We start from the raw sequence: 4623 nt of genomic DNA, 5'->3' as shown, positions 1-4623 counted from the left end.
TTTCTGGCGGAGATTCGTCAGGCCGGCAGCGATGGTTTCTTCTCCTTCGACAGCGTCGCCGACACCTTCACCCATTGCTTCGCCGCGCCGGTCAAAGACCCGCAAGGCGTGGCCATTTGTACCCTGTGCATCGTCGCCCCTCGGGCCGATGCGAAAAACAATTACAACGACTATCGCCGGGTATTGATCGAGAGCGCCAACAGCCTCGCCCGGCGGATCAACGAATAACCGCGGCTGCCTGCGGCCGCGACTGTGAGGATTGGATCATGACCACTGCCATCAACTCTGCCGTAGAAAAAGGCGACGCCGCCATCGGCGCGCAACTGACCCGCGACGTCAGCCTGCCGGCGCTGGTGCTGCACCGCGAGGCGCTGGAGCACAACATTCGCTGGATGCAGAAATTCGTCAGCGACAGCGGCGCCGAACTGGCGCCTCACGGCAAAACCAGCATGACTCCGGCATTGTTCAAGCGCCAGCTCGACGCCGGCGCTTGGGGAATCACCCTCGCCAGCGCCGCCCAGACCCGCGCCGCTTATGCCCACGGCGTGCGCCGGGTATTGATGGCCAACCAGTTGGTCGGCACGCCGAACATGGCGTTGATTGCCGATCTGCTCGCCGATCCGACGTTCGATTTTTATTGCATGGTCGATCACCCCGACAACGTCGCCGACCTCGGGGCTTACTTCGCTTCGCGTGGGGTGAAGCTCAACGTGATGATCGAATACGGCGTGGTTGGCGGCCGTTGCGGGTGCCGCAGCGAGCAGGAAGTCATCGAGCTGGCCAAGGCCATCGATGCGCAACCGGCGCTGGCCCTGACCGGCATCGAAGGTTACGAAGGCGTGATTCATGGCGATCATGCGGTCAGTGGCATTCGCGAGTTCGCCGCGTCGCTGGTGCGCCTGGCGGTGCAGTTGCAGGACAGCGGCGCCTTTGCCATCGCCAAACCGATCATCACTGCGTCGGGTTCGGCCTGGTACGACCTGATCGCCGAATCTTTCGAAACCCAGAACGCCGCTGGCCGTTTCCTCAGTGTGTTGCGCCCGGGCAGTTACGTGGCGCACGACCATGGTATCTACAAAGAGGCGCAGTGCTGCGTGCTCGACCGTCGCAGCGACCTGCACGAAGGCCTGCGCCCGGCGCTGGAAGTCTGGGCCCACGTGCAGTCGCTGCCGGAACCGGGTTTTGCGGTGATCGCCCTGGGCAAGCGCGACGTCGCCTTCGATGCCGGTTTGCCGGTGCCGTTGTTGCGCTACAAGGCCGGTGTGGTGCCGGCGGCGGGGGATGATGTCGGTGCGTGCAAGGTCACAGCGGTGATGGATCAGCATGCATTCATGACGGTGGCGCCGGGTGTCGAGTTGCGGGTCGGCGACATCATTTCCTTTGGTACTTCGCATCCGTGCCTGACGTTCGATAAATGGCGAGTGGGATTGCTGGTGGATGAGCAGTTGGCGGTCATCGAGACCATGGCGACTTGTTTCTAAGGCTTGAGATTGCGTTGCGGCGGCTATTCGCGAGCAGGCTCGCTCCCACAAGATCAATGCGTTCCATTGTGGGAGCGAGCCTGCTCGCGAAGACGCCCGCTTAGCCACCACCGAACCCCCAGAGATCCCGCCCAATGAAAATCCTCCGCAACACCCCGCGCATCGCCCTGATCGGCGAATGCATGATCGAACTGCAGCAACGCGCCGACGGCAGTCTGCAGCAAAGCTTCGGTGGCGACACCCTCAATACGGCGGTGTATCTGTCCCGTGCGCTGGACGACAAGGCGCAAGTCGACTACGTCACCGCGCTGGGTGATGACAGTTTCAGTGACGCCATGTGCCACATCTGGCGCAGCGAAGGCATCGGCCTCGATCTGGTGCAGCGTTTGCCCGGTCGGCTGCCCGGTCTGTACTGCATCCAGACCGACGCCAACGGCGAGCGGCGCTTCCTGTACTGGCGCAACGAAGCGGCGGTGCGCGATTGCTTCACCACCCCTGCGGCAGAGCCGATCCTCGCGGCCCTGCCGGATTACGACGTGTTGTATTTCAGCGGCATCACCCTCGCGGTACTCGGCATGCAAGGCCGCGCCCGGTTGATCAAGACGTTGAGCGAAGCCCGACAACGCGATGCGCGCATTGTGTTCGACAACAACTACCGCCCACGCCTGTGGGCGTCGGTGGACGAGGCGCGAGCGGCGTATCGCAGCGTCTTGCCTTATGTTGATCTGGCGTTGCTGACCGTGGATGACGAACAGGCGCTGTTCGGTTTCGGCGATTGCGCCGAGGTTTTTGCGACGTATGCGCAGATTGGCACGCCAGAAGTGGTGCTCAAGCGCGGCGCCGAGGCGTGTCTGATTCGTTGTGAGGGGCAGGCGTTTGAAGTGCCAGCGCAGAAGGTCGACAAGGTTGTCGACACCACGGCGGCGGGGGACTCGTTCAGCGCGGCGTATCTGGCCAGGCGCTTGCTCGGCGGCACGCCGGCAGAGGCGGCGCAGGCGGGGCATGAATTGGCCAGCCGGGTGATACAGGTGCCAGGGGCGCTGATCTCCAGGTAATCAGAGAATGGCCGCTTGCTGCGCAATCGGTTCGCGAGCAGGCTCGCTCCCACAATGAAAACCCGGTCGAAATGTGGGAGCGAGCCTGCTCGCGAAGGAGCCCGGCAGCCAGCCGATCAATCCCGATAAAACACCTGCACCAGGTGATAACCAAACTTGCTCTTGATCGGCCCATGCACGGTGCGCAGCGGCTTCTTGAAAATCACCGCATCAATCGCGCCGACCATCTGCCCCGGGCGTACTTCGCCCAGATCGCCGCCGCGTTTGCCGGACGGGCAGGTGGAAAATTTCTTCGCCAGCACATCGAACGCTTCGCCCTTGGCGATGCGCTGTTTGAGTTGTTCGGCCTCTTCGGCGGTTTTCACCAGAATGTGGCGGGCTTGGGCTTTCATCGTGCAATACCTGATAACGGGGTGACGGCGGGGCGCGCGATTATGCCTCAAGTCACAGGGTCGGGTTGCTCAACTTGCGGATCTTGCTCGCCAGCACTTCAAGCACAAAGGGCTTGGCGACCATATCCATGCCTTCTTCAAGGAAGCCCTGGCGCTCGGCGGCAATTTGCGCGTAACCGGTCATGAACAACACCTTCAAACCCGGACGATGCTGGCGAGCAATCTCCGCCAACTGGCGTCCGTTCATGCCCGGCAGGCCGACATCGGTAACCAGCAGATCGACGCGTTGCACGGACTCGAGCACGGGAAGGGCGGTCTTGGCGTTTTCCGCTTCGAAGGTTTTGTAGCCCAGTTCCTTGAGCAGATCGAGGACCAGCATGCGCACCGCCGGGTCGTCCTCGACCACGATCGCGGTCTCGCCCGAGGATGAAGCGGCAATCGGTTCGGCCGTCTCGACAGATGAAATTTCCGGCGCCGGCTCAAGCAGACGCGGCAAGTACAGGCGTACACAAGTGCCTTGCCCCGGCACACTGTCGAGGCTGACATGACCGCCGGACTGCTGGGCGAAACCGTAGATCATCGACAGCCCGAGCCCGGTACCCTGGCCGATCGGTTTGGTGGTGAAAAACGGGTCGAACGCCTTGGAGCGGATTGACGGAGTCATGCCGGTGCCGTTATCGCTGACCGCGAGCATCACGTATTCGCCGGCCTTCACCGGCTCAAGAATGGTGATGTCGCTGCTGTCGAGATACACGTTCGCGGTCTGGATCAGCAGCGTGCCGCCTTCGGGCATTGCGTCGCGGGCATTGATCACCAGATTGAGCAAGGCATTTTCCAGTTGGCTGACGTCCGTACTCACCGGCCACAAGTCTTCTGGCAAGCGCAGTTGCAGCTCGATGGCATCGCCCTTGGTGCGGCGGATCAGGTCTTCCAGTGAATGCACCAGTTCGTTGACGTGCAGTTGCTTGCGGTCCAGCGACTGGCGCCGCGAGAATGCCAGCAAGCGATGCGTCAGCGCGGCCGCACGGTTGGCCGACGACACGGCCGCCTCGGTGAAGCGACCAATCTCATCGGCGCGACCATTGGCAATGTAGCGTTGCATCAAGTCCAGACTGCCGATAATGCCGGTGAGCATGTTGTTGAAGTCATGGGCGATACCACCGGTGAGCTGGCCGACGGCTTCCATCTTCTGCGCGTGGCGCAAGGCATCTTCGGCGCGCTCGCGTTCGAACATTTCGTTCTGCAAGCGCTCGTTGGCCTGAGCCAGTTGCTCGGTGCGCGCGCTGACCCGCTCTTCAAGCGTCTCATTGAGATTGCGCAGGGCTTCTTCGGTTTTCTTGCGCTCGGTTTCGTCGATGACAAAGATGTAGAAGCCGTTGACTGCACCGTCCGCGCCATGCCGGGGCAGATAGTTCATCAGCGCATGACGGGTACTGCCATCGCGGTGCGGCGTGTAGAAACTGAAGGAACAGGAGCGTCCGGCCAGCGCTTCGGCGATATAAGGCGCGCGCAGGAAGTAGGCCTCTTCGCCGATGACTTCGCGGATCGTGCGCCCATACAGCTCCTGCGGCGTCAGGCCGTACCAGTCGAGATAGGCTGCGTTGTTCAGGCGGAAACGTTCCTCGGCGTCGACGTAGCTGATCAGGATCGGCATGGCGTTGATGATCAGTTGAAGTTCGGTCTGGCTCTGACGCA

Annotated in this window: 4 protein-coding genes and 1 pseudogene; 3 read left to right on the top strand and 2 right to left on the bottom strand. The window is 62.0% G+C overall.

Annotation, left to right across the window (positions count from 1 at the left end):
- From D6877_RS16885 to D6877_RS16875, 3 genes and pseudogenes are all read left to right on the top strand, one after another.
- Positions 1-228 (top strand): annotated as a pseudogene (locus D6877_RS16885) (IclR family transcriptional regulator); the annotation flags it as partial.
- A gap of 38 nt (positions 229-266) precedes the next feature.
- Entirely contained in the window at positions 267-1481 is a 1215-nt protein-coding gene (locus D6877_RS16880; RefSeq protein ID WP_130911516.1) for an amino acid deaminase, read from the top strand.
- A gap of 134 nt (positions 1482-1615) precedes the next feature.
- Positions 1616-2536, top strand: coding sequence for a sugar kinase (locus tag D6877_RS16875; protein ID WP_130911515.1), 921 nt, complete (start codon positions 1616-1618; stop codon positions 2534-2536).
- A 116-nt stretch (positions 2537-2652) separates the two neighbouring features.
- On the opposite strand, the gene D6877_RS16870 is transcribed toward D6877_RS16875, so the two are convergent.
- Entirely contained in the window at positions 2653-2928 is a 276-nt protein-coding gene (locus D6877_RS16870) for a peptidylprolyl isomerase (RefSeq protein WP_007912322.1), read from the bottom strand.
- 52 nt (positions 2929-2980) lie between these two features.
- Positions 2981-4623: PAS domain-containing sensor histidine kinase (locus tag D6877_RS16865; RefSeq protein ID WP_130911517.1), on the bottom strand; the 1643-nt coding region annotated here is incomplete at its 5' end.

The sequence above is a fragment of the Pseudomonas sp. Sample_9 genome, assembly GCF_004307535.1.
GTDB classification, from domain to species: domain Bacteria; phylum Pseudomonadota; class Gammaproteobacteria; order Pseudomonadales; family Pseudomonadaceae; genus Aquipseudomonas; species Aquipseudomonas mercuritolerans.
Note: the sequence above shows the minus strand (reverse complement) of the source record. Positions and strands in the feature narration are given on the sequence as shown.

Coding starts and splice junctions, on each gene's coding strand:
- D6877_RS16880 (WP_130911516.1), top strand. CDS start 267: ATGACCACTGCCATCAACTCTGCCGTAGAAAAAGGCGACGCCGCCATC.
- D6877_RS16875 (WP_130911515.1), top strand. CDS start 1,616: ATGAAAATCCTCCGCAACACCCCGCGCATCGCCCTGATCGGCGAATGC.
- D6877_RS16870 (WP_007912322.1), bottom strand. CDS start 2,928: ATGAAAGCCCAAGCCCGCCACATTCTGGTGAAAACCGCCGAAGAGGCC.